A 21,427-nucleotide genomic window follows, 5' to 3' on the forward strand; every position below is an offset into this window, starting at 1 on the left:
TCAGATGGCGTTTCGAGGCATACCCGTGTTCCTGACGATCAGTACCTCCGGTACCCCTGACAGCCCCGCGACCGACCTCGGGTTCCTGCTGCACAAGCACCCCGACAAGGCGCAGGAGTTCTCCACGTCCTACGGCACCGCGCACGTCCTCTACCCCGAGGCGTCCGTGGAGCGTTGCACCGCCGCGCTGCTGCTCGAGGTGGACCCCGTGGCGCTGGTGCGGCGGGGGAAGGGGAAGGGCCGGGGTGGGGCGCCCGACGCGGCGCTCGCGCAGTATGTGAACGACCGGCCCTACGCCGCTTCGTCGCTGCTCGCCGTGGCGCTGAGCGCGGTGTTCTCCAGCGCGATGCGCGGGGTGTGCAACGCGCGGCCCGAGCGGGCGGGGCAGCCGCTGCCGCTGCGTATCGAGGTGCCGGCGCTGCCCGCGCGTGGCGGTGCGGAGCTGGTGCGCAAGCTGTTCGAGCCGCTGGGCTGGACGGCCACGGTGACGCGGATTCCGCTGGACGAACAGTTCCCGGAGTGGGGCGAATCGCGGTACGTCCACCTCGTACTCGAAGTCCCGGACGGAAAGTTGACGCTGGGCGAGGCGCTTCGGCACCTCTATGTCCTCCTCCCCGTGCTCGACGACGCCAAGCACTACTGGGTCTCGCCGGACGAGGTCGACAAGCTGCTGCGTGCCGGTGAGGGCTGGCTCGCGGACCACCCGGAGCAGAAGGTCATCACCAGCCGCTATCTGGCGCGGCGCTGGTCGCTGACCAGGGAGGCCATGCAGCGCCTTGAACTGGTGCGGCTCGCCGACGCGGACGACACGGACGTCGACGACCTCGACAACGCGGTCGACGAGGAGAGCGACACGGAGGAGAAGCCCGTGCCGCTCGCCGTGCTGCGGCGTGAGGCGATTCTCGCGGCGCTGACCGGCGCCGGTGCCGGGCGCGTGCTCGATCTCGGCTGCGGGCAGGGCCAGTTGGTGCAGGCGCTGCTCAAGGACACGCGGTTCACCGAGATCGCCGGTGTCGATGTGTCGATGCGGGCGCTGACCATCGCGTCGCGGCGGCTGAAGCTCGACCGCATGGGCGAGCGGCAGGCCGAGCGCGTCAAGCTCTTCCAGGGCTCGCTCGCGTACACGGACAAGCGGCTCAAGGGGTACGACGCAGCAGTGCTCAGCGAGGTCATCGAGCACCTCGACGAGGAGCGGCTGCCCGCCCTGGAGTACGCGGTGTTCGGCTCCGCGCGGCCCCGCACCGTGCTCGTGACGACGCCGAACGTCGAGTACAACGTCCGCTGGGAGACGCTCCCCGCCGGGCACGTCCGGCACGGTGACCACCGGTTCGAGTGGACGCGCGAGGAGTTCCGCGGCTGGGCCGGGCAGGTGGCCGAACGGCACGGGTACGGCGTGGAGTTCGTGCCTGTGGGCGACGACGACCCCGAGGTGGGGCCGCCGACCCAGATGGCCGTGTTCACGCAGGCCGACAAGAGCGACAAAAACGACAAGAGCGACCAGAACGACGCGAATCTCAAGACCACGAAGGAGGTGCAGGCAGCATGACGCAGGAAACCGGCACCAGTACCGAAGCCATACGCGCGGGACGCGTGCTGCCCGTCACCGACCTCTCCCTCGTCGTCCTCGTCGGCGCCACCGGCTCCGGCAAGTCCACCTTCGGCCGCAAGCACTTCAAGCCCACCGAAGTACTCTCCAGCGACTTCTGCCGCGGCCTCGTCGCCGACGACGAGAACGACCAGGCCGCGAGCCGCGACGCCTTCGACGTGCTGCACTACATCGCGGGCAAGCGCCTCGCCGCGGGCCGCCGCACCGTCGTCGACGCGACCAACGTGCAGAGCGAGAGCCGCAAGCAGCTGATCGAGCTTGCGAGACAGTACGACGTGCTGCCCATCGCCATCGTCCTCGACGTACCCGAAGAGGTCTGTGCCGCGCGCAACGCCCAGCGCGCCGACCGGGCCGGCATGCCGCGCCGCGTCATCCAGCGCCACCAGCGTGAACTGCGGCGCTCACTCAAGCACTTGGAGCGCGAGGGCTTCAGGAAGGTCCACGTCCTCAAGGGCGTGGAGGAGGTCGACAACGCCACCATCGCCACCGAGAAGCGCTACAACGACCTCTCGCACCTCACGGGCCCCTTCGACATCATCGGCGACATCCACGGCTGCGCCGCCGAGCTGGAGACGCTGCTCGGCAAGCTCGGTTACGTCGACGGCGCGCACCCCGAAGGGCGTACGGCCGTGTTCGTGGGCGACCTCGTCGACCGCGGCCCCGACTCCCCGGGCGTCCTGCGCCGCGTGATGTCGATGGTCGCCGACGGCACAGCACTCTGCGTACCGGGCAACCACGAGAACAAGCTCGGCCGTTACCTCAAGGGCCGCAAGGTCCAGCACAGCCACGGACTCGCCGAGACGATCGAGCAGTTGGGCGCCGAGAGCGACGAATTCCGGGCGAGCGTGCGGGAGTTCGTGGACGGCCTCGTCTCGCACTACGTCCTCGACGGCGGCAAGCTCGTCGTCTGCCACGCGGGTCTGCCCGAGAAGTACCACGGGCGTACGTCGGGGCGGGTGCGCTCACACGCGCTGTACGGCGACACGACCGGCGAGACCGACGAGTTCGGCCTGCCCGTGCGCTACCCGTGGGCGGAGGACTACCGTGGCAGCGCCGCCGTGGTCTACGGCCACACTCCCGTGCCGACCGCGACCTGGCTGAACAACACCATCTGCCTGGACACCGGCGCCGTGTTCGGCGGCAGGCTCACCGCACTGCGCTGGCCGGAGCGCGAGCTGGTCGACGTACCGGCGGAGCAGGTCTGGTACGAGCCGGCCAGGCCGCTGCGCACGGAGGCGCCCGGCGGTCACGACGGACGGCCGCTCGACCTGAACGACGTGCACGGCCGCCGCGCCGTGGAGACCGGCCACGCCGGCCGCGTCGCCGTGCGCGAGGAGAACGCGGCGGCGGCCCTTGAGGTCATGAGCCGCTTCGCGGTCGACCCGCGGTTGCTTCCGTACCTCCCGCCGACGATGGCGCCCACCGCGACTTCGCAGCGCGAGGGCTACTTGGAGCACCCGGCCGAGGCCTTCGCGTCGTACGCCAAGGACGGGGTCGCCCGGGTCGTGTGCGAGGAGAAGCACATGGGCTCGCGCGCCGTGGCCCTGGTGTGCCGTGACGCGGACGTGGCCCGCGAGCGCTTCGGCGTGGACGGGCCGACCGGCTCGCTCTGCACCCGTACGGGCCGCCCCTTCTTCGACGACCCGGAGGTCACCGAGGAGATACTGGGCCGCGTGCGCACCGCCGTCACCGAGGCGGGCCTGTGGCAGGAGCTCGACACGGACTGGCTGCTGCTCGACGCGGAGTTGATGCCCTGGTCGCTGAAGGCGTCCGGCCTGCTCCGCTCGCAGTACGCGGCCGTGGGCGCCGCGTCGGCGGCCGTCTTCCCCGGCGCGATAGCCGCCCTGGAAGCGGCCACGGCGCGCGGTGTGGACACCGGGGGCCTGCTGGCCAAGCAGCGCGAACGCGCCGTGGACGCCGCCGCGTTCACGGACGCCTACCGCCGTTACTGCTGGCCGACCGAGGGCCTGGAGGGCGTGCGTCTCGCGCCGTTCCAGATCCTGGCCGTCCAGGGCCGCAGCCTTGCCGCGCTTCCGCACGACGGACAGCTCGCCCTGATCGACCGCATGGTGGAGCACGACGGCACCGGCCTGCTCCAGACCACCCGGCGGCTCTATGTCGACACGGGCGACGAGGCGTCGGTTCAGGCGGGCATCGACTGGTGGCTGGAGATGACGAGCCGCGGCGGCGAAGGCATGGTCGTCAAGCCGGTCGAGGCGCTGGTCAGGGACGGCAAGGGCCGGATCGTGCAGCCCGGCATCAAGTGCCGCGGACGCGAGTACCTCCGGATCATCTACGGCCCGGAGTACACCCGCCCCGACCACCTCGACAAGCTGCGCGGCCGCTTCCTCGGCCACAAGCGCTCGCTCGCGATCCGTGAGTACGCGCTCGGGCTCGAAGCCCTTGACCGTCTCGCGGCGGGCGAGCCGCTGTGGCGGGTGCACGAGGCGGTCTTCGCGGTCCTGGCCCTGGAGTCGGAGCCGGTGGACCCCAGGCTGTAGGCGAGAGCGACGGCTTTGGGCAACAGCGGGCGTCGGCCGTCCGGCAGGGGAAAGATGGACTCCATGGGATTCCATGTCGACTCCGAGGCCGGGCGGCTGCGCCGCGTGATACTGCACCGCCCCGATCTGGAGCTCAAGCGGCTCACCCCGTCCAACAAGGACGCGTTGCTCTTCGACGACGTCCTGTGGGTCCGCAGGGCGCGCCAGGAACATGACGGATTCGCCGACGTACTGCGCGACCGCGGGGTGGTCGTGCACCTCTTCGGCGACCTGCTGACCGAGGCCATGGACGTGCCCGGCGCGCGCCTTCTCGTCCTCGACCGGGTCTTCGACGAGAAGGAGTACGGTCCGCTGGCGACGGACCACCTGCGGGCCGCGTTCGAGACCATGCCGTCGGCCGAGCTCGCCGACGCGCTGATCGGCGGGATGACCAAGCGGGAGTACCTGGAGCGCCACCCCGAGCCCACGTCCGTGCGCTTCCACTGCATGGACCTGGACGACTTCCTGCTCGGCCCGCTGCCCAACCACCTCTTCACCCGCGACACCTCCGCGTGGATCTACGACGGCGTCTCCATCAACGCGATGCGCTGGCCGGCGCGGCAGCGCGAGACCGTGCACTTCGAGGCGATCTACCAGCACCACCCCCTCTTCCGGGCCGAGGAATTCCACATGTGGTCCCAGGGGCAGTCGGACTACCCCTCCACCATCGAGGGCGGCGACGTCCTGGTGATCGGCAGGGGCGCGGTCCTGATCGGCATGAGCGAGCGCACCACGCCGCAGGCCGTCGAGATGCTCGCGCACAAGCTCTTCGCCGCGGGCTCCGCGCAGACGATCGTGGCCCTCGACATGCCGAAGAGACGCGCGTTCATGCATCTCGACACGGTGATGACGATGGTCGACGCCGACACCTTCACGCAGTACGCGGGCCTGGGCATGCTCCGCTCGTACACCATCGAACCCGGCGACGACGGGCGGGAGTTGAAGGTCACCGACCATCCGCCCGAGCACATGCACCGGGCGATCGCGGCGGCCCTCGGGCTGCCCGGGATCCGGGTCCTCACGGCCACCCAGGACGTGCACGCGGCCGAGCGCGAGCAGTGGGACGACGGCTGCAACGTGCTCGCGGTCGAGCCGGGCGTCGTGGTGGCGTACGAACGGAACTCGACCACGAACACACATCTGCGCAAGGAGGGCATCGAGGTGATCGAGATCCTGGGCAGCGAGCTGGGGCGGGGCCGTGGCGGTCCGCGGTGCATGAGCTGTCCGGTGCAGCGGGATGCCGTCGACTGAACAGTGAGGGACGACTGAGCCAGTGCGGGACGGCCGGGCCTGCGCGAGAATGGGCCTGTATAGAAATGTGTAGCGTCGTATACACTTCCAGTGTCCCCGTATGCGTACCCCTGGAGCGCCATCATGGCCATCGACCTCACCGGCCGCCACTTCCTCAAGGAGCTGGACTTCACCGCCGAGGAGTTCCGCGGCCTGATCGAGCTCGCCGCCGAGCTGAAGGCGGCCAAGAAGGCGGGGACGGAGACGCAGCGTCTGCGCGGCAAGAACATCGCGCTGATCTTCGAGAAGTCCTCCACGCGGACGCGCTGCTCCTTCGAGGTCGCGGCCGCCGACCAGGGTGCGTCGACGACGTACATAGACCCGGCCGGATCGCACATCGGCAGCAAGGAGTCCGCGAAGGACACCGCACGGGTGCTCGGCCGGATGTTCGACGCCATCGAGTTCCGCGGCGCCGCCCAGTCGACGGTCGAGGAGCTCGGCGCCCACGCGGGCGTTCCCGTCTACAACGGCCTGACCGACGACTGGCACCCCACCCAGATGCTTGCCGACGTGCTCACGATGACCGAGCACAGCGCGAAGCCCCTCACCGAGATCGCCTTCGCCTATCTCGGTGACGCCCGCTACAACATGGGCAACTCGTACCTGATCACCGCCGCGCTCCTCGGCGTGGACGTACGCATGGTCGCGCCCAAGGCCTACTGGCCCGCCGACGAGATCGTCGCCCGGGCGCGCGAGCTCGCCGAGAGCAGCGGTGCCCGGATCACGCTCAGCGAGGACGTCACCGAGGCCGTCGCGGGCGTCGACTTCGTCGTGACCGACGTCTGGGTCTCCATGGGCGAGCCCAAGGAGGTCTGGGACGAGCGCATAGCGGCGCTCGCGCCGTACGCCGTGACCATGGACGTCCTGCGCGCCACGGGCAACGCCGACGTGAAGTTCCTGCACTGCCTCCCGGCCTTCCACGACCTGGGCACGCAGGTCGGCCGCGAGATCCACGCCCGGCACGGTCTAAGCTCTCTCGAGGTCACCGACGAGGTCTTCGAGTCGGCGCACTCCGTCGTCTTCGACGAGGCCGAGAACCGCCTGCACACCATCAAGGCGATCCTCGTCGCCACGCTCGCCTGACACCTGGAAGCTCACACGGGCGGGGCCGGGGAACACCTTCCCCCGGCCCCGCCTCTTTGCGGCCCACCCCGCCGCTCGCACAGCACCACCGAAATGAGAACCACCGCATGCGCACGACCGGTCCGGCAGGACTCCGCATCAAGTCCCCCGAACTCCTCGTCGCCGAATCGGGCGCCGACCTCGAAGGCCACGGCCTGAAGCGCACCATGGGCCTGTTCCAGCTCGTGTGCTTCGGCGTCGGCGCGATCGTCGGCACCGGCATCTTCGTCGGCCTCTCCGACAGCGTCGCCGAGGCGGGCCCCGCGGTCGCCGTCTCGTACTTCCTGGCCGCCGTCACCTGCATCTTCACCGCGTTCTCGTTCGCCGAGCTCGGTGGTGCGATCCCGGTCTCCGGCAGCTCGTACTCCTTCGCGTACGCCTCGCTCGGCGAGCGCACCGCGTTCCTCGTCGGGTGGTGCCTGCTCCTGGAGTACGGCGTCTCCGTCTCCGCCGTGGCGGTCGGCTGGAGCCAGTACCTGAACGAGCTGCTCGAAAGCCTCACCGGCTGGCACCTGCCCGACGCGCTCTCCGCCGGTCCGGGCGAGGGCGGCGTCGTGAACCTGCCCGCCGTGGTCGTGATCCTCCTTGCCGCGGTCCTCCTCGTACGCGGTATCCGCGAGAGCGCGCGGGCGACGGCCGCCATGGCCATGCTCAAGATCGGGATCCTGCTGCTGTTCCTCGCGATCGCGTTCACCGCGTTCAAGGCCGGCAACCTCAGCCCCTTCGCGGGCGCCGGAGCCTCCGGCATCACCGCGGGCGCCTCGCTCGCCTTCTTCTCGTTCATCGGCTTCGACGCGATCACCACGGCGGGCGAAGAGGTCAAGAACCCCCGGCGGAACATCCCCATCGCCATCCTGATCTGCATCGGCGTCGCCACACTGCTGTACGTCGCCGTCGCCCTCGGAGCGATCGGCGCGCTGGGCGCGGACGCGGTCGCCGACAAGCCCGCCGCGCTCTCGCTGGTCGTCAACCAGGTCACCGACTCGTCCGTGGGCGGCGGCATCATCGCCTTCGGCGCGGTCGTGGCCATCGCATCCGTCGTGCTCGCCGTGATGTACGGCCAGACCCGCATCCTGATGTCGATGTCCCGCGACGGGCTCATCCCGCGCGTCTTCGAGCGCGTCTCGCCGAAGACGTCTACGCCGGTCGCCAACACCTGGATCGTCGCCGCGGTCTTCGCCGTCCCCGCCGCCTTCTCGTCGCTCGACGTGGTGGTCAACCTGACGACGATCGGCACGCTGGCGATCATGGTCGTGGTGAATGTCGCGGTGCTCGCGCTGCGCCGCTCGGCGCCGGAGCTGAAGCGCAGTTTCCGGGTGCCGCTGTACCCGGTGACCCCGGTCCTGGGCGTGGGCTTCTGCCTCTACCTGATCTGGGGCACGGGCTGGACGACGTGGGTGCAGTTCGCGGTGTTCCTGGTCGTGGGTTCCCTGGTGTACGCGCTGTACGGGCGCCGTCACTCCCGGCTCGGCAAGGCCGCGGAGGCCGATTCGCCTACGCCGCGGGGAGTGTGAACCAGACCGCCTTGCCGGAGTCGGTGGGGCGGTGACCGCAGGACGAGCTGAGGGTGCGGATCAGGAGCAGGCCGCGCCCGTGCTCCTGCCAGGGGTCCGGCTCGCTCATCGGCGCCGGGTCGGTGAGATCGCCGGGCGGCATCGGGTTCGAGTCGTGGACCTCGACCTGGCAGCCGGTCGGCAGGAGCTCGATGACGAGCTCTATCGGGTCCTGCCCCGAGGTGTGCTCCACCGCGTTGGCCACCAGCTCCGCCGTGAGCAGCTCGGCGGTATCGGTGTCGGCGGACGACTCGATATCCATGAGCGCTGTACGCACCAGTGCGCGGGCGATCGGTACGGCCGCTGTGGTGTGCGGCAGCGCGATGCGCCACGAGGCAGGAGCGGGAGGTTCGTGCAAGGCGGGTCCGTTCAGGGCAGCAGGCGATCCTGCTTTCAACCGTACGAATCTTAAGCGTTATGTCGACAGGGTCGACGGTCGGGCATTTCCGGGACGTCCGGCCCTTGGTGGAGCTGGGCTGTGAAGCGGGCCTATCGGGTGGTCTATCGCGCGCTCGTGACGACAGTCACGGATGAGTGATAGCTTCGAAAGGCAGAGAGAACCTCACGAGGCAGCAAGACGTAGCAAGAGGCAGACCGCCGCCGCCCCACCGAGGAGGCCGCACGTCGTCATGAGTCCCTTCACCGGCTCCGCCCCCCGCACCCCCGACTGGCAGCACCTCCGCTTCGAGGTGGACGACGGGGTCGCCACGGTCACCCTCGCCCGCCCCGACAAACTGAACGCGCTCACCTTCGGCGCCTACGCCGACCTGCGCGATCTCCTCGCCGAGCTGTCCCGCGACAAGTCCGTACGCGCCCTGGTGCTCGGCGGGGAGGGGCGCGGCTTCTGCTCGGGCGGTGACGTCGACGAGATCATCGGCGCGACCCTCGGCATGGACACCGCCCAGCTGCTCGACTTCAACCGCATGACGGGACAGGTCGTACGGGCCATCCGCGAGTGCCCCTTCCCGGTGATCACCGCCGTGCACGGGGTGGCCGCGGGCGCGGGCGCCGTGCTCGCCCTCGCCTCGGACTTCCGCGTGGCGGACCCCTCGGCGCGGTTCTCCTTCCTCTTCACGCGGGTCGGTCTGTCGGGCGGCGACATGGGCGCGGCGTACCTCCTGCCCCGCGTCGTAGGCCTCGGCCACGCCACCCGCATCCTCATGCTGGGCGACCCGGTGCGCGCCCCCGAGGCCGAACGGATCGGCCTCATCAGCGAGTTGACGGACGAGGGTAAGGCCCCCGAGGCCGCACAGTCCCTGGCCCGCCGCCTCGCCGAAGGACCCGCCCTCGCGTATGCGCAGACCAAGGCGCTGCTCACCTCCGAACTCGACATGCCGCTCGCCGCCTCGGTGGAGCTGGACGCGGCGACCCAGGCACTCCTGATGACCGGCGAGGACTACAAGGAATTCCACGCGGCGTTCACGGAAAAGCGCCCGCCCAAGTGGCAGGGGCGATGAGCATGGGTGAGACGCAAGGGAGCGGGCTGCCGATGCGGGGCGAGGGGCCGCCGCCCGCCACGCGGTCCGCGCACGGCGGGCCGGGCAGCTCCGCCGAGGTGGCCGGGGCCGCCCGGATGCCCATGCCGCCCACGCCGCCCGAGGCGCACCGCATCGCCGTCATCGGCGGTGGCCCCGGCGGGCTCTACGCCGCGGCCCTCCTCAAGCGGCTCGACCCGGAGCGCGAGATCACCGTCTGGGAGCGCAACGCCCCGGACGACACCTTCGGCTTCGGAGTCGTCCTCTCGGACGAGACGCTCGGCGGCATCGAGCACGCCGACCCTGTCGTCTATGCCGCGCTCCAGGCGGAGTTCGTGCGCTGGGACGACATCGACATCGTGCACCGGGGGAGCCGGCACACCTCCGGCGGGCACGGCTTCGCGGCACTCGGGCGGCGCAGGCTGCTCGGCATCCTGCACGAGCGGTGCCGGGAGCTCGGGGTCGACCTGCGCTTCCGTGCCGAGGCGCCCCCCGCCGCCGAGCTTTCCACCGCGTACGATCTGGTGATCGCGGCGGACGGCGTGCACAGTCTCACGCGCGAGGCGCACGCCGAAGCCTTCGGGCCGAGCGTCGAGACGCACCGCTGCCGCTACATCTGGCTCGCCGCCGACTTCGCCTTCGAGGCCTTCCGCTTCGAGATCGCCGAGACCGAGCACGGCGTGATGCAGCTGCACGGCTATCCGTTCTCGATTGCTGGGAGGGGCGAGTCCACCGTCATCGTCGAGATGCGCGAAGAGGTGTGGGAGGCGGCCGGGTTCGCGGAGCTCGACGAGCGCGATGCGACCGAGCGCTGCGCCAAGATCTTCGCCGACGCCCTCGGCGGCCGGACCCTGCGCGGCAACAAATCCGCCTGGATCAACTTCCGCACGGTCGTCAACAAGCGCTGGTCGCACGGAAATACGGTGCTTCTCGGCGACGCGGCGCACACCGCCCACTTCTCCATCGGCTCCGGCACGAAGCTCGCCGTCGAGGACGCCCTCGCGCTCGCCGCCTGCCTGGAGGAACAGCCCGGCATCCCCGAAGCGCTCGCCGCGTACGAGACGGAGCGCCGCCCCGTCGTCGAGTCCACGCAGCGCGCGGCCCGCGCGAGCCTGGAGTGGTTCGAGCGGCTTCCGGACTACCTCGGCCAGCCGGCGCGCCAGTTCGCGTTCAACCTCCTCACCCGCAGCCGCCGCGTCACCCACGACAACCTCCGCCTGCGCGACGCCCACTTCACCGAGTCCGTCGAGCGTGACTTCGGCTGCCCGGACGGTACGCCGCCGATGTTCACGCCCTTCCGGCTGCGCGAACTCACCCTGCGCAACCGCGTGGTCGTGTCCCCCATGGACATGTACTCCGCGGTGGACGGCGTCCCCGGCGACTTCCACCTCGTCCATCTGGGCGCGCGGGCACTCGGCGGCGCGGGCCTGGTCATGACCGAGATGGTGTGCGTCAGCGAGCGGGGCCGCATCACGCCGGGCTGCGCCGGGCTCTACACCGAAGGACAGGCCGACGCCTGGCGCCGGATCACCGACTTCGCGCACGCGCAGGCGCCCGGCACCGCGATCGGCGTCCAGCTCGGCCACTCGGGCCGCAAGGGCTCGACTAAGCTGATGTGGGAGGGCATCGACGACCCCCTCGACGACGGCAACTGGCCGCTGGTGGCGCCGTCGCCCCTCCCGTACAAGGAGAACAGCCAGCGCCCGCACGAGCTGGACAGGGCCGGACTCGACGAGATCCGCGAGCAGTTCGTCTCGGCGGCCCGCCGGGCCGAGCACAGCGGATTCGACCTCCTCGAACTGCACTGCGCGCACGGCTATCTGCTCTCCGGTTTCCTCTCGCCGCTGACCAACCGCAGGACGGACGAGTACGGCGGCTCACTGACGAACCGTCTGCGCTTCCCCCTCGAAGTCTTCGACGCGATAAGGGAGTTGTGGCCGGACGGCAAACCCATGACCGTCCGCATCTCCGCCACCGACTGGGCCGACGGCGGCACCACCGCGGACGACGCCGTCGAGATGGCCCGCGCCTTCGCCGCGCACGGAGCCGACGCGATCGACGTCTCGACGGGCCAGGTCATCTCCGACGAGCGCCCCGCGTACGGCCGCTCCTACCAGACGCCGTTCGCCGACCGCATCCGCAACGAAACCGGCGTCCCCGTCCTCACGGTCGGCGCCATCTCCTCCTGGGACGACGTCAACTCCCTGATCCTGGCGGGCCGTACGGACCTGTGCGCGCTCGCGCGCCCGCACCTGTACGACCCGCACTGGACGCTGCACGCGGCGGCCGAGCAGGGGTACGCGGGACCGGGCGTCGCCTGGCCCCAGCAGTACGGGGCAGGCAGCCGCCGCCCGCAGACGGGACGCACGGACGCGCCCAAGCCCCGCCTAAAGCTGAGGAGTTGACGTCTCAGGCGCTGTCCGGCGTCACGAAGCGCGCCCCCGCGTCCCGCAGCCGTCCGTCGAGGGCCGTGAACACCTCGGCGGACCGGTCGCCGGGCCACCCCTCCGGCAGGAGTTCCCCCGGCAGCCCCGGGTCCGCGTACGGCAGCCGGCGCCAGGAGTCCAGGGCGAGGAGATAGTCGCGGTACGCCTCCTCCGGCGGGGTCCGTGTCCGCCCCTGCCAGGCCCTGAGCACCGGCTCGTGCCGGTCGAGGAACACTTCGTGCTCCTTGGCGATGGAGGACAGGTCCCACCAGCGGGCCACCGCGTCCGCCGTCGCCGCGAAGCCCAGGTGCTCGCCCCGGAACAGGTCGACGTACGAGGCGAGTTGGAGGCGCTCCAGGGTGTGCCGGGTCTCTTCGTAGAGGTGCGCCGGGGCGATCCACACCCCCGGAGCGGCCGTACCGAAGCCCAGTCCGGCGAGACGGGAGCGCAGCACGTGCCGCTTCTGGCGCTCGGACTCCGGCACGGAGAAGACGGCGAGCACCCAGCCGCCGCCCTGCCGCGCGGCCGGGGGAGAGGCGTAGATGCGCCGGTCGCCGTCCTCCAGGAGCTGGCGCGCGTCCGGCGACAGGGCGTACCCCGCCGCGCCCGCGGCCGTCCGCGCCGGGACGAGCAGCCCGCGCCGCTTGAGCCGGGACACGGACGAGCGCACGGACGGGGCGTCCACGCCGACCGGGGCGAGGAGCCTGACCAGCTCGGCGACGGGCACCGGGCCGGGGGCCGCGCGCCCGTAGGCGCCGTAGAAGGTGACGATCAGGGACCGTGGAGTGTGCTGCTCGGACACGTGATCACTCTACGGGCCCGGGCTCCCGCAGCCGGAACCGTTGCAGTTTGCCTGTCGCGGTGCGTGGCAGTGCGTCCAGATAGACGATCTCGCGCGGGCACTTGTACGGCACCAGCTCACCCTTCACGAACTCGCGCAGCCGGTCGGGATCCCGCTCGGTGCCGGGGCGCTGGACGACGTACGCGACCACCGTCTGCCCGCGCAGCTCGTCGGGGCGCCCCACGACGGCGGTTTCCAGGACGTCGGGATGGCGCATGAGGGCTTCCTCGACCTCCGGGCCCGCGATGTTGTAACCGGCCGAGATGATCATGTCGTCCGCGCGGGCCACGTAGGTGAAATAGCCGTCGGCGTCGCGCACGTAGGTGTCGCCGGTGACGTTCCAGCCGTGGCGTACGTACTGGAGCTGCCGCTCGTCGCCCAGATACCGGCAGCCGACAGGGCCGCGCACGGCGAGCAGGCCGGGCTCGCCGTCCGGCACCGGGGCGCCCGAATCGTCGACCACGCGCGCGTGCCACCCCGGAACGGGGCGGCCCGTGGTGCCGGGCTTGATCGCCTCGTCGGCGGCGGAGATGAAGATGTGCAGCAGCTCGGTCGCGCCGATGCCGTTGATGATGCGGTGGCCGGTGCGCTCGTGCCAGGCCTGCCAGGTGGCGGCGGGCAGGTTCTCGCCCGCGGAGACGCACCGCCGCAGCGTGGAGACGTCGTGCGCGTCCGGCTTGCTCAGCTCGTCGAGCATGGCGCGGTAGGCGGTCGGCGCCGTGAAGAGCACCGTCACGCCGTGCTCGGCGATGGCGGGCAACAGCTGCTTGGGGCCCGCCTGTTCGAGCAGGAGCGAGGAGGCGCCGACCCGCAGCGGGAAGATGACGAGCCCGCCGAGCCCGAAGGTGAAACCGAGCGGAGGGCTGCCCGCGAACACGTCGTCGGGCCCCGGCTTCAGGACGTGGCGCGCGAAGGTGTCGGCGATGGCGAGCACGTCACGATGGAAGTGCATGCAGCCCTTGGGGCGGCCCGTGGTGCCGGACGTGAAGGCGATGAGGGCGACGTCGTCGGCGGAGGTGTCGACGGGTTCGTAGACCTCGGGCTGCCGGGCGGCGCGCGCCAGCAGGTCGTCGTCCGCTTCCCCGCCGAAGGTGGTGACGTCGAGCCCGGGAATCCCGGCCTTGATCAGGTCGTCCACGGCTCGGGCGTCGCACAGTGCGTGGCCGACCTCGGCGATCTCGCAGATCGTGGCCAGTTCGTTCGGGCGCTGCTGGGCCAGGACGGTGACCGCGACGGCGCCCGCCTTCATCACCGCGAGCCAGCAGGCCGCGAGCCAGGGGGTGGTGGGGCCGCGCAGCAGGACGCGCTGCCCGGGCCGTACGCCGAGTTCGCCGGTCAGGACGTGCGCGATCCGGTCGACGTGCCGCCGCAGCTCGCCGTACGTCCACACCTCGCCGGAGCCCGCGCGGAACGCGGGCCGCTCGCCGCCGAGCCGTTCCACCGTCCGGTCCAGGAGCTCGGAGCCGCAGTTGAGGCGATCGGCGTAATGCAGCTCGGGCCGGTCGTGGACGAACGCGGGCCACTGCTCCGGCGGCGGGAGATGATCCCGGGCGAAGGTGTCCACGTGGGCCGATGGGTGGAGTCGCAGTGCACTCTTGGCGTCCACAGCGGGTCGCCCCCTTGCCGTTCGGGCTTGTGGTGAGCTCGCGCAACGAGCGTATCGTGATGGTGACGACAGTCAACGGTGCGCGATAGAGGAGGGGCCCGTCATGACGGCATTCTCGCTCAATCCAGAACAAATCGCCTGGTGTGCGGAGCTGCGGACCCTCGCCGACGAGCGGCTGCGCCCGCTGGCGGAGAAGGGTGAGCCGGGCCGCGTGAACCGCCCGCTGGTGGAGACGCTGGGGGAACTGGGGCTCCTTGACCGGCTGTTCGCGGGGGAGGGGCCGGGCGTCAGGACCGGCGGCGCCACATCGGGCGCCCTGGGTCTCTGCCTCCTGCGCGAGTCCCTCGCCTACGCCTGTACGGAGGCCGAGACCGCGCTCGCCCTGCAAGGCCTCGGGGCGCACCCCGTCGCCGCGTACGGCTCCGCGCGGCAGCGCGAACAGTGGCTCGCGCCCGCCCGCGCGGGGCACGCCGTCGCCGCCTTCGCGCTATCCGAACCCGGGGCGGGTTCGGACGCCGCGGCGCTTTCGCTGAGCGCAGCGCCGGACGGTCCGTCCGCCTGGCGGCTCACCGGCGAGAAGTGCTGGATCTCGAACGCTCCCGAAGCCGACTTCTACACCGTCTTCGCCCGTACGACCCCGGGGGCCGGAGCCCGGGGCGTCACCGCCTTCCTCGTGCCGGCCGACCGGGCGGGGCTCACGGGCACGCCCCTGGACATGCTCTCCCCGCACCCGATCGGCGCCCTCGCCTTTGACGGCGTGACTGTCACCGGGGAGGACGTCCTCGGTGAAGTCGACCGCGGCTTCCGCGTCGCCATGACGACCCTCAACCGGTTCCGGCCCAGCGTCGGTGCCTTCGCGGTGGGTATGGCGTCAGCGGCGCTCGACGCGGCGCTCGCGCATACCGCTCAACGGGACGCGTTCGGCGGCAAGTTGAAGGATCTCCAGGCGGTGGCCCACCAGGTCGCGGAGATGGCCACCCGGACGGAGGCGGCCCGCCTCATGGTGCATGCGGCGGCTGCGGCGTACGACCGCGGCGAGCCGGACATCGCCCGGCGCGCGGCCATGGCGAAGCTGCTGGCTACTGAGGCGGCGCAGTACGTCGTGGATGCGGCGGTCCAGTTGCATGGGGCGTGCGCCTTGCAGCGGGGGCATCTGCTTGAGCACCTCTACCGGGAGGTGCGGGCGCCTCGGATTTATGAGGGGGCGAGTGAGGTTCAACGGTCCATCATTGCCAAGGAGTTGTACTCGGGCCCGAGCGGGTGATTTTTCCCCAACCCCGCCCCTTCCCGAAAACCCGCTCGGCGCGGGGGCCTGGCTGGAGCTCCGCCCCAGACCCCGACAAGATGGCCTCAAACGCCGGCCGGGCTGAACTACCAGCCCGTCCGGCGTTTGAGGACGAACTCGGCGAAGCCGGTGATCAAGGGCACGCAAGGCCCCCGCGCCAGAGCGGGTTTTCGGGAAGGGGCGGGGTTGGGGACAAGCCCGCCGCAGGCGCAACGGACCCGCACACAAAGGAGAAACCCCATGCCCCTCAACCGCCTCAACCCCGTCGACCTCTCCCCACCCACCGGCTTCTCCCACGCCGTCACCGCGACCGGCAGCCGCCTCGTCTTCCTCGCGGGGCAGACCGCGCTCGACGTCGAAGGCAAAGTCACCGGCACCACCCTCCCCGAGCAGTTCGAGCAGGCGCTGACCAACCTCCTCACAGCCCTGCGCCACGCAGGAGGCACCCCCGCCGACCTCGCCCGCGTCACCGTCTACGCCACGGACGTCGCCGACTACCGCGAGCAGGCCCCGCAACTCGGGCGCATCTGGCGAAAGTTGGTCGGCCGCGACTACCCCGCCATGGCCGTGATCGGCGCGGTCCGCCTCTGGGACGAGCAGTGCCTGGTGGAGCTGGACGGGGTGGCGGTCCTCGACTGACTCGGTGGCGGTCCTCGACTGATTCAGCCGCGCCCCGCGAACCTCGTCGTGGCGAACGCCGTCTTGTCCCGCCGCGTCGTGCCGTCCGTGATCCACCAGTGCGTGGGGTCCTGCCCGTTCCGGCTCCAGCCCAGGATCAGCTCCTCCTTGCCGTCGGCGTCGAAATCGGCGGCGGCGTACGGACGCGCCTGCCGGCCTCGCAGGATCTTCGTCCGCTTCTCGCCCTCGCCGTCGATCAGCAGCGCGCCGTCGTCCGTGGCGACGAGGATGCCGTCCTTGCCGTCGCCGTCCGGGTCCGCGGATGCGTAGTCGCCGGGGCCGTAGTAGGAGTTCTCGCGGCTCTTCGGGATCTTGTACGTGGTCGGCGCACCGCCCTTGCCGGGGTAGACCGCGAGCGAGGTCACCTTCGGCCCCTCCACACTCGCGTCCGGCTCGTTGTTGCGGCTGCCGTTGTCGCCGATGGCCACATCGCCGGTGCCGTCACCGTCGTAGTCGCCGAACGCCACCGCGTTGCCCTCGCGCAGCTTGATGGAGGTGCGGGAGAGACCGCTGCCGTCGCGCGCCGGGTAGAGGACCGCGCCCGTCTGCTCGCCGTCGTCGCCCTCGTGGACGAGGAGACCGGTCGCGTGCGGCTCGCCCGACGGATCGATGTCGTCCGCGGCGAGCCAGCTGCCCCTGCCGGGACGGGTGTCGGTGCGGGCCGCGGCACCGGAGCGGGTGAACGGGCCGTACAGCAGGACCACGGAACCGTCCTGCCGGAGCGCCGCGATGTCGTGGTGCCCGTCCCCGTCGAAGTCGCCCCGCTCGGGGGCGGTCAGATCCACGCCGGGGCCGCCTGCCGGTATCTGGATCCGGGTCGCCTCAGCACCCGTCCCCGGCCCGCCCGGACCACCCCAGTTCACGACCGGCCGCTGCCGATCCGTGTACCAGCCGTTCTTGGACTCCTCCTCCGGCACCTTCTCGGTGATCATGGTGACGAAGTCGGGATAGCCGTCGCCGTCCAGGTCGGCGGTGGTGACGGTGCCCGCGGCGTAGTCGTACACGGCGTGCGTCGACGGGTCGAGCCCCTTCGCGGAGCCGAAGACGACGCCGGTACGACCGTCTTCGGTCTGGCTGCGGGAGGGCAGCGGGACGAGCAGATCGCGGTGTCCGTCGCCGTTGATGTCGTCCGGGTCCTTGGAGCCCTTGCCGTCCGAGGGCACGGGACGCGAAGCGGTCGGGGTCGACACCGGGTTGCCGCCGCCCTTGGACGAGGACGACGGCGACGGCTTCTCGTGGTCGGCCTGCTCGCCGCACCCCGTCGCGAGCAGGGCCAGCGAGGCACAGAACACGACGAGGGCGCGCGTGCCGGGGACGGGGGTGCGATCTGCCATGCGCCCACCCCAACACCGCGCCCTCGCCCAGCTCCAGGGGCGACCGGTGATCGTTGCCCAGTCGTAGCGGGACGGCCGGGCAGCCGGGCTCGCTCTAGATGTCCCGGAACGTCTCGATCTGCGCGCCCACGGAGTTGAGCCGCTCGGCCAGTTCCTCGTAGCCACGGTTGATCACGTACACGTTGCGCAGGACGGACGTGCCCTCGGCGGCCATCATCGCGAGCAGCACGACCACGGCGGGCCGCAGCGCGGGCGGGCACATCATCTCGGCGGCGCGCCAGCGGGTCGGTCCCTCCACAAGGACCCGGTGCGGGTCGAGGAGTTGGAGGCGTCCGCCGAGGCGGTTCAGGTCGGTCAGATAGATCGCCCGGTTGTCGTAGACCCAGTCGTGGATCAGCGTCTTGCCCTGCGCCGCCGCCGCGATGGCCGCGAAGAAGGGGACGTTGTCGATGTTGAGGCCGGGGAACGGCATCGGGTGGATCTTGTCGATCGGCGCCTCCAGCTTGGAGGGCCGGACGGTGAGGTCGATCAGGCGCGTACGGCCGTTGTCGGCGAAGTACTCCGCCGTGCGGTCGTGGTCGAGACCCATCTCCTCCAGGACCGCGAGCTCGATCTCCAGGAACTCGATCGGGACGCGGTTCACGGTCAGTTCGGACTCCGTGACGACCGCCGCGGCGAGCAGGCTCATCGCCTCGACCGGGTCCTCGGAGGGCGAGTAGTCCACGTCGACGTCGATGTCCGGGACGCCGTGCACCGTGAGGGTCGTCGTGCCGATGCCCTCGACCTTGACACCGAGCGCCTCCAGGAAGAAGCACAGGTCCTGGACCATGTAGTTCGACGAGGCGTTGCGGATGACGGTCGTGCAGTCGCTGCGCGCCGCGGCGAGCAGGGCGTTCTCCGTCACGGTGTCGCCGCGCTCGGTCAGCACGATCGGGCGGTCGGGGACGACGTCACGCGCGACCTCCGCGTGGTAGAGCCCCTCGGTCGCGGCGATGTCGAGCCCGAAGCGGCGCAGCGCGATCATGTGCGGCTCGATCGTGCGGGTGCCGAGGTCACAACCGCCCGCGTACGGCAGCTTGAAGCGGTCCATGCGGTGCAGCAGCGGACCCAGGAACATGATGATCGAGCGGGTGCGGATCGCCGCCTCGGAGTCGATCGCCTCCATGTCGAGCTTGGCCGGCGGCACGATCTCCAGGTCGACGCCGTCGTTGATCCAACGGGTGCGGACGCCGATCGAGCCGAGCACTTCGAGGAGGCGGTAGACCTCCTCGATGCGCGCCACGCGGCGCAGCACCGTGCGTCCCTTGTTGAGCAGGGAGGCACAGAGCAGCGCCACGCAGGCGTTCTTGCTCGTCTTGACGTCGATGGAGCCGGAGAGCCGGCGATTGCCGACCACTCGCAGATGCATGGGCCCCGCGTACCCGAGCGAGACGATTTCACTGTCGAGAGCCTCGCCGATACGGGCGATCATCTCAAGGCTGATGTTCTGGTTGCCGCGCTCGATGCGGTTCACGGCGCTCTGACTTGTGCTGAGCGCCTCGGCAAGCTGCGACTGCGTCCAGCCCCTGTGTTGACGGGCGTCGCGGATGAGCTTGCCGATACGTACGAGGTAATCGTCTGCCATGTTCCGCAGGTTATCTCAGATATGAGATGACGCATGCGCTGGGGTAGGCCATACGGGAAATGACCGATTCGGTACGGAAGTTCCCGTACGCCGTCCGTACGCCACGTGCCCGTACCCGGTCAGCCGCATCCGCACGAGGCGTGCCGCCCACCGTGCACCGCTGCCTGCGCCGTGGGCCGCGGCCCGGCCGCCGCGCGCGTCACCCGGGCGGCCGCCGCGCGCCCGGCCGACGAGTCGGCGTCATGCACCACTGTGCCTCCGGTCAACGTCAGACGCACTTCGGAGGAGCTGATATCAGCCACCGGACACCGCGTCACATCGCGGTCGAGCAGCACCAGATCGGCCGACTTTCCCGTTTCGACGGTCCCGGTGAGATGGTCCATACGGAGTTGACGCGCCGTCCCGAGGGTGTGCATGAGCAGGGCGGACGAGCGGCTGAGACCTTCCTCGTCGCGGTACAGATCGCCCTCGCCCTCGAACCCGAACCGGTCGACGGCGGTACGCACCTGATTCCACACCTGGAGCGGATCGACAGGCCAGTCCGAGCCACCGGAGAGCAGCGCCCCGTGCCGCTCCAGGCTGCGCGCCGGGTACTGCCAACGGTGGCGCCCGGCACCGATGTAGGGCAGCAGGGCGTCCATCGTCCAGGTGTTGCGGGCGGCCCACTGGAGCTGCATGCAGGGGATGACGCCGAGCTGGGCGAAGCGGGGCAGGTCGGCGGGGTCGACGAGTTGGAGATGGGCGGTCGTGTTGCGCAGGCCACGCGCTCCCGTCGCGCGCAGGGCGTACGCGTACCCGTCGAGGGAGGTGCGGACGGCGCGGTCGCCGATGGCGTGCGCGTGCATCTGCCAGCCGGCCTTGTTGAAGGCGGCCGTCAGCCGGCCGTAGTCCGCCGCCGACACGTACAGGTCGCCGCGGTGGTCGGTGGGCCTGCCGTCCTTGTCGAGATAGGGCTTCAGGAGCGCCGCGGTCTGCGCCGGGTACTCGATGACTCCGTCGAGGAACACCTTGACGGTGCCGAAGCGGAGTCCTCGTACGCCGTCGAAGTCGGCACGCAGCCCGCGCGCGTATGCGAGGGCCGCCGCCGGGTCCTTCGCCAGATCCGAGTCGATCCGCAGCGCGGGCACGATGCGCTGTGGCAGAGCGCCGCGTTCGGCGAGCGCCTGATAGACGCTCAGCTCGCTCTTGCCGACGATCGCTTCCATGAACGTGGTGATCCCGGACGCGGCGGCCTCGGCGAAGGTTTTCGCGGCGGCGGCGACGAGCTGCTCGCGATCCGGCGCGGGGATGTGCCGGGTCACCAGGGGCTGTGCGTCGTCCTTGAGTACACCGCTGGGCTTGCCGTCGGCGTCCTTGACGATCTTTCCGCCGGCCGGGTCCGGGGTGGACGCGGTGATGCCCGCGATGTCGAGGGCGCGCTGGTTGACCCAGATGTTGTGCCCGTCGCCGCCGACCAGGGCGACGGGCCGCCGGGTCGGCAGGGCGTCGAGCATCGAGTGGTGCGGCGCGGTCCCGTGCGGCAGGAGTCCCACCGGATTCCAGTCCTCCACGACGAGCCACCCGCCGGGCTCCTCGTCGTTGGAGTCCTTCAGGAACCCCGTGAGCGTCTTTTGCAGCTCCTCGACGGTCTGCTCGGCATGCGCGAGCGACGGCTTCAGTGAACGGTCGGCGGCGCCCATCGGGTGGGCGTGCCCGTCGTGAATCCCGCTCATGAGGGTGCCGCCCCGCGCGTCCACGACGTCGGTGTCCCGCCCGATGAACCGCTTCAGCGAGGAGTCGCTCCCGACGGCAAGAATCTTCCCGTCCCGCCCGACGGCGACGGCCCGCGCGTGGTCGTGCTTACGAGTGCCGGTGAAGACACGGGCGTTGTGTACGACGAGGGCGGCGGACCGGCGGGGTGTGGCAACAGCGGGCGCCCCTACGGCGGTGAGCAGCCCGGCGGCCCCGGCAGAAGCGAGGAGTCCACGGCGGGAGAGGGGAGGAAGTATCGGAGACGGCATAGGACACTCCGGGCAATCGGGATGGGGGTCCCCCCTGCTCCTTAAGA

At 70.8% G+C, this 21,427-nt stretch carries 15 protein-coding genes; 9 read left to right on the forward strand and 6 right to left on the reverse strand.

The genetic code is table 11. The features are described from left to right. Positions 1-25: 25 nt before the first annotated feature. The 5 genes from ACWGI2_RS00810 to ACWGI2_RS00830 all read left to right on the forward strand — a co-directional run bounded on the left by ACWGI2_RS00810 (position 26) and on the right by ACWGI2_RS00830 (position 8,072). Positions 26-1,546, forward strand: a complete 1,521-nt coding sequence (locus ACWGI2_RS00810; RefSeq protein ID WP_453692821.1) for a 3' terminal RNA ribose 2'-O-methyltransferase Hen1 — start codon at positions 26-28, stop codon at positions 1,544-1,546. Continuing rightward, positions 1,543-4,107 (forward strand): polynucleotide kinase-phosphatase, encoded by a 2,565-nt coding sequence (locus ACWGI2_RS00815; RefSeq protein WP_453692822.1) that lies wholly within the window; start codon positions 1,543-1,545, stop codon positions 4,105-4,107. The genes ACWGI2_RS00810 and ACWGI2_RS00815 overlap by 4 nt, the downstream gene beginning before the upstream one ends. 63 nt (positions 4,108-4,170) lie before the next feature. Then, entirely contained in the window at positions 4,171-5,397 is a 1,227-nt protein-coding gene (locus ACWGI2_RS00820) for an arginine deiminase (RefSeq protein WP_453692824.1), read from the forward strand. 123 nt (positions 5,398-5,520) lie between these two features. After that, a complete protein-coding gene (argF, locus tag ACWGI2_RS00825; RefSeq protein ID WP_453692826.1) occupies positions 5,521-6,519 on the forward strand; it encodes an ornithine carbamoyltransferase in 999 nt (332 codons plus the stop codon). A 107-nt stretch (positions 6,520-6,626) separates the two neighbouring features. Beyond that, positions 6,627-8,072 carry an amino acid permease gene (locus tag ACWGI2_RS00830; RefSeq protein WP_453692828.1) on the forward strand — a complete coding sequence of 482 codons (1,446 nt, stop codon included), beginning with the start codon at positions 6,627-6,629 and terminating at the stop codon, positions 8,070-8,072. Here ACWGI2_RS00830 and ACWGI2_RS00835 read toward each other — a convergent pair. After that, positions 8,053-8,484: an ATP-binding protein gene (locus tag ACWGI2_RS00835; RefSeq protein WP_453694612.1), complete on the reverse strand. Its 432-nt coding sequence runs from the start codon at positions 8,482-8,484 to the stop codon at positions 8,053-8,055. The genes ACWGI2_RS00830 and ACWGI2_RS00835 overlap by 20 nt on opposite strands. A gap of 256 nt (positions 8,485-8,740) precedes the next feature. On the opposite strand from ACWGI2_RS00835, the gene ACWGI2_RS00840 reads away from it, so the two are divergent. After that, positions 8,741-9,568, forward strand: coding sequence for an enoyl-CoA hydratase family protein (locus tag ACWGI2_RS00840; protein ID WP_393480627.1), 828 nt, complete (start codon positions 8,741-8,743; stop codon positions 9,566-9,568). A gap of 116 nt (positions 9,569-9,684) precedes the next feature. Further along, a complete protein-coding gene (locus ACWGI2_RS00845; RefSeq protein ID WP_453694613.1) occupies positions 9,685-11,991 on the forward strand; it encodes a bifunctional salicylyl-CoA 5-hydroxylase/oxidoreductase in 2,307 nt (768 codons plus the stop codon). A gap of 4 nt (positions 11,992-11,995) precedes the next feature. Here ACWGI2_RS00845 and ACWGI2_RS00850 read toward each other — a convergent pair whose 3' ends face one another. Next, positions 11,996-12,814 (reverse strand): PaaX family transcriptional regulator, encoded by an 819-nt coding sequence (locus ACWGI2_RS00850; RefSeq protein ID WP_453692831.1) that lies wholly within the window; start codon positions 12,812-12,814, stop codon positions 11,996-11,998. 4 nt (positions 12,815-12,818) lie between these two features. Then, entirely contained in the window at positions 12,819-14,459 is a 1,641-nt protein-coding gene (locus ACWGI2_RS00855) for an AMP-binding protein (RefSeq protein ID WP_453692833.1), read from the reverse strand. A gap of 103 nt (positions 14,460-14,562) precedes the next feature. Here ACWGI2_RS00855 and ACWGI2_RS00860 point away from each other — a divergent pair, with 103 nt between their 5' ends. Both ACWGI2_RS00860 and ACWGI2_RS00865 read left to right on the forward strand, forming a co-directional pair. After that, positions 14,563-15,723, forward strand: coding sequence for an acyl-CoA dehydrogenase family protein (locus tag ACWGI2_RS00860; RefSeq protein WP_453692835.1), 1,161 nt, complete (start codon positions 14,563-14,565; stop codon positions 15,721-15,723). 261 nt (positions 15,724-15,984) lie between these two features. After that, positions 15,985-16,383, forward strand: a complete 399-nt coding sequence (locus ACWGI2_RS00865; protein WP_453692837.1) for a RidA family protein — start codon at positions 15,985-15,987, stop codon at positions 16,381-16,383. A 23-nt stretch (positions 16,384-16,406) separates the two neighbouring features. Here ACWGI2_RS00865 and ACWGI2_RS00870 read toward each other — a convergent pair whose 3' ends face one another. The 3 genes from ACWGI2_RS00870 to ACWGI2_RS00880 form a co-directional block, all read right to left on the reverse strand. Next, positions 16,407-17,756, reverse strand: coding sequence for an FG-GAP repeat domain-containing protein (locus ACWGI2_RS00870; RefSeq protein ID WP_453692839.1), 1,350 nt, complete (start codon positions 17,754-17,756; stop codon positions 16,407-16,409). Positions 17,757-17,850: 94 nt separating this feature from the next. Next, positions 17,851-19,380, reverse strand: a complete 1,530-nt coding sequence (locus tag ACWGI2_RS00875) for a helix-turn-helix domain-containing protein (protein ID WP_453393948.1) — start codon at positions 19,378-19,380, stop codon at positions 17,851-17,853. Positions 19,381-19,499: 119 nt separating this feature from the next. Continuing rightward, on the reverse strand, positions 19,500-21,380 hold the full coding sequence (locus ACWGI2_RS00880) for an amidohydrolase (protein WP_453692841.1): 1,881 nt from the start codon (positions 21,378-21,380) through the stop codon (positions 19,500-19,502). Between the last annotated feature and the right edge of the window lie 47 nt (positions 21,381-21,427).

It is taken from the genome of Streptomyces sp. NPDC054866 (assembly GCF_053610745.1).